Annotated in this window: 3 protein-coding genes and 1 pseudogene; 3 read left to right on the top strand and 1 reads right to left on the bottom strand. The window is 66.0% G+C overall.

Translation table 11 applies throughout. The annotated features are described in order from the left end of the window. Positions 1-584, bottom strand: a pseudogene (locus tag WBL05_RS10820) (ISL3 family transposase); the annotation flags it as partial. A gap of 130 nt (positions 585-714) precedes the next feature. On the opposite strand from WBL05_RS10820, the gene tcmP reads away from it, so the two are divergent. The 3 genes from tcmP (at position 715) to WBL05_RS10805 (ending at position 3,747) form a co-directional block, all read left to right on the top strand. Beyond that, positions 715-1,716 (top strand): three-Cys-motif partner protein TcmP, encoded by a 1,002-nt coding sequence (gene tcmP / locus WBL05_RS10815; protein WP_424225865.1) that lies wholly within the window; start codon positions 715-717, stop codon positions 1,714-1,716. Positions 1,717-1,764: 48 nt separating this feature from the next. Next, the gene (locus tag WBL05_RS10810) at positions 1,765-2,511 is read left to right on the top strand and encodes a DUF5131 family protein (protein ID WP_424225864.1); all 747 of its coding nucleotides are present in this window, start codon (positions 1,765-1,767) and stop codon (positions 2,509-2,511) included. A gap of 429 nt (positions 2,512-2,940) precedes the next feature. Next, positions 2,941-3,747 carry a hypothetical protein gene (locus tag WBL05_RS10805; protein ID WP_424225862.1) on the top strand — a complete coding sequence of 269 codons (807 nt, stop codon included), beginning with the start codon at positions 2,941-2,943 and terminating at the stop codon, positions 3,745-3,747. The last annotated feature ends 381 nt before the right edge of the window (positions 3,748-4,128 follow it).

Raw genomic sequence — 4,128 nt, 5'->3', positions numbered from 1 at the left:
AACCAATGCAGGTCTCCCACCTCCATCCGATACAACAGCGCCTCGTGGCGCACCACGTGCTCATCGACCCCGACGACCTTCACCCCCTCGAAGCGGTGCTCCTCGTCGATCAGCACCCGCTTGCCCTCGGCCAGAACGGCGTCGTTGGCGGTGTCCCAGGCCACCCCGAGCCCCTCGGCGACCCGAGCCACGGTCAGGTGCTGGACCACGATCCCTTCCAGCGCCCACCGCAGAGCGCGCCGAGACAACTTGGCCCGGGGCTCGGCCGCGGCGGTGGTGTCCTGGCGCCACACATACCCGCAGCCGCTGCAGCGGTAACGGCGCACGACGACCTCCAGCGTCGTGGGCCGCCAGCCCAGTGGTTCGTGGGCAAGCCGTCGGACCACGGTGTCACGTGGTCTCCCTTCGCAGCCGCAGCGCCGGCACCACTGGTCGGGCTCGACCACCTGGCAGGCCAATACGGCACGATCCGGCTCGAGTCGCTGCCCGGTGACAACGAGGCCGAGTTCGTCGAGGCGGCAGAAGGCAGTCAGGTCGGGGCTGGCGAACGCATCAGCGCGCCCGCCGACGGTAGCGTCGTGCACGTCGAGGTCTTTCGGGCTGAGTGTGTAGGAGCTCTCATCCTCGGGAGACCTCGACCTCTATCCGGCCACCGACGCGCCGGCCCGCCGCGCGACGTGCGCTACACCCTCATCTGGGAAGAGCCGGTTTCCGATTCTCGCATCAGCGCGCGGGCGGGTCGTGTTCCTCGACGGGTTCGCCGGGCCAGGTCATTACGACGGTGGCGAACCGGGCTCGCCGATCATCGCTCTCAGCGCTCTGCTTGACCACTCATACTTCGCCAACCTCGGCCACTGCGAGTTCGTCTTCGTGTTCAACGAGAAGGACCCTGACCGGTACCGCTGCCTCGAGGCGAACCTCAAGACGCTCCAGGCCAGCCGTACGCCGTGGCCTTCGAACGTGAAGGTGCATGCCAGCAACGAGGACTTCGCTGTGTTGGCCAAGGAACTTGCCAGCTACGGCCGGAAACTGGCACCGACCTTCGCCTTCATTGACCCGTTCGGCTACAAGGGGCTCGAACTGCAGGACCTAGCCGACCTGCTCGCCGCTGATCGGTGCGAACTGTTCTGCTACTTCGACTTCAACAGTGCCCAGCGATTCGCCACCGCCGGCAACGTCGACGAACACTTCGAGGCACTGTTCGGGTGCGACGACTTCAAGAACGCGCCCCCTGCGGGGACACCCGACCGGGGTGAGTTCCTGATCGGACTGTTCGAACGACAGCTCGGCAAGGTCGCGAACTTCAAATACGTCCAGTCCTTCGCCATGCGCAACGGGCAGGGGATCCTCGGTCACTACCTGGTGTTCGCCACCAGATCGCTCAGGGGCCTGGACAAGATGAAGCAGGTCATGTGGAAGATCGACCCCCTCGGCGGCTACTCGTTCAGCGACCGCCTCGCCGGCCAGGAAGTCCTCTTCGGCGACACTCCTGACACCGATCCCCTGCGTGGGGCGCTGCTTGACCACTTCGCCGGCAGGTCGGTCCCGATCGAGGAAGTCGTCGACTGGGTCGTGGCCATGACCCCGTACCACTCCAGTCACGTCAAGCGAGCGACGCTGAAGCCGATGGAGAATGACCAACTCATCACCGCCGTCGATCGGCGTCGCCCGGGCGAGTACCCACGTGGCTGCACGGTGACCTTCTTCGCGCAGTAGAGGCGCGTCGGCAGAATAATCAGACGTATGTTCGAGTAGGATAGGAACATGGGCACTCGATCGAGGATCGAATGGACGGAGATGACCTGGAACCCCGTCACCGGTTGCGACCGCGTCTCACCCGGCTGCGATCACTGCTACGCGCTCACGATGGCGCGAAGACTCAAGTCGATGGGGGCACCTGGCTACCAGAACGATGGCAACCCGGTCACATCGGGTCCAGGGTTCCAGCTCACGATGCATCCCAAACTCCTCGATCAGCCGACCACATGGTCGGGGTCACGGATGGTGTTCGTGAACTCCATGTCTGACCTGTTCCACGCCCACGTGACGCTTGACTCCATCAGAGATGTCTTCGACGTCATCCGCGGGACCCCACAGCACACCTACCAGGTACTGACGAAACGCTCAATGCGGCTTCGCCGCCTCGCCGAACATCTTGAGTGGCCAGACAACCTTTGGATCGGCGTCTCCGTCGAAACCATGCACTACGCCAATCGCGTCGACCACCTTCGCGACGTGCCCGCAGCAGTCCGCTTCCTCAGCTGCGAACCCCTGCTGGGCCCGCTCGACCAACTCAACCTGACCGCCATCGACTGGGTCATCGCCGGCGGCGAGTCCGGACCGTCCTACCGGCCAGTGGACGTCAACTGGATCCGCGGGTTGCGCGACAACTGCCTCCAGACAGGCGTGCCGTTCTTCTTCAAGCAATGGGGCGGGCGTTCCCCCAAACGGCAAGGCCGCGAACTGGACGGACGAACCTGGGACGAGTACCCCCTCGCCAGAGCGATCTAGCCGTACGGGGCGATCCAGATCGTCGGGGGGCATTAGGCCCGTGGCACAGACGCGCGGAACCGCCTCGCGGAAGGTCAGCGCGCCCGGTCGAAGGCAACGACTCTCCCTCAGGGCGTGCTGCTCGATCCTGGCGGCGATGATCTCGACCATTCATGCATCACTGGTCAGCCATCAGTAGAACATCCGGAAGCCGCGCGGTGGGCGCTCCGGAACCGGTCCAGCCGTTTGGTGGACGGGGAGTTCGCGTGCCCGGGGTAACCGTGGCGTCGGTCGGTATGGTCATGGGGGCTGGCGGAGCTGAAAGCGCAACGTGTCCGTCGCATTGTGGCCCACCTCGCCATCCAGAACGGCTCTCGCGAACTGGCGTCAGCGATCCGTCGTCCCCGGGCAAACCTGTCGCGCTGAACGCGTTCTGCCAGCATGAGGGGCATGTCGGCCCTGACCGAGGACCAGCGCCGCGCCCTCGAGCGAATGCACGAGACGTTCCCGACCCTAGAGGCTTGGCGCGTCCGTTCACGCGAGGTCGAGCAACCTGAACGTGGAAGCGAGGCGGCCGAAGACGACACGATCTGGCCCTACCAACCGCCCTCGGAGATTGTCCGGCAGTCGTTGGTCGCAGCCACCCAGCACCTAAACCTGGCGAGGACGGCGATCGAATCGAAGGACATCTACCCCAGCTCGCACTTCACAGTCCTGAGGGGCGCCCTGGTCGGCGCCAGCCAGGCGGTGTGGATAGTGGGCCCTGATGACAGGCTGGAGCGGCAGCAGCGGGCCCTGCGGGTCATCGACGAGTGGTACCGCCGCGCAATGCAGCACGCGGGCGAGTACCTGCCCCTGATCGAGGATGCGGCGGCTCTGGCGGAAGTCCGGGAGGGTCTCGATCACATGGGCGCAAGGAGGGACGGCGCGCGCACCCTCTGGCGAGCGACGCCCACCCTGACCGCCGCCAGCACGCTGACGTTGACTGACGTCGTGGTGTGGTCTGCGGCGTTGGTGCTGGGCGACCCGGTCCGGGCGGCGCTCGTGAAGGCGCTGTGGCAGCAACTGAGCGGCGATGCCCACGCGCTGGGGTGGGCAGTGCTCACGCGCAGCACGCTCGCCGAGCGGGGCACGGACGGGACGGACGTGTCCAAGGCTGGCGGCGACCTGGAGCGCCTCAGCGAGGCGTTCTTGCTGTGCTTCCGGATCCTACGGACGGGACGGTCTCTGTACGACCGGCGCTGCGAGGGCCGGTGAACCGTGCCGGGCCAGGGAGAACGAATGCCCCCCTCCTGGCGGTCCTGACCCATTCGGCTCACCAGGGCTCCAAGGCTCCCGGGGGGTATTCGTCGCAGGGCCCGCCCATGGGACAAGCGCCGTGTCGGAGGATGGCGCCCGAGCTGCCGACGGCTTTGCCGATGAGCGATTGGGCGTCGAACCCGTGGGATGCGATGTCGATGGTCCTCCTGACGACGCTCTCCGCGTGCTGAGCCACCGCGGTGAGGCGGACCTCCTAGGAGACTGCTGAAGAAGGCGTGTTTCAGTTTGGGATGAGCGGGACGGGCGGGTCGCCATCACTTTGGCCGTCGGAGCGGCTCTGGTAAGTCACAGCGCGTGGCTGGACACGAGGTCGACCCG

Source organism: Brooklawnia sp., assembly GCF_049651565.1.
Classification (GTDB): Bacteria; Actinomycetota; Actinomycetes; order Propionibacteriales; family Propionibacteriaceae; genus Brooklawnia.
The sequence above is the reverse complement of the archived record's forward strand: the minus strand, read 5'-3'. Positions and strand labels throughout refer to the sequence as shown.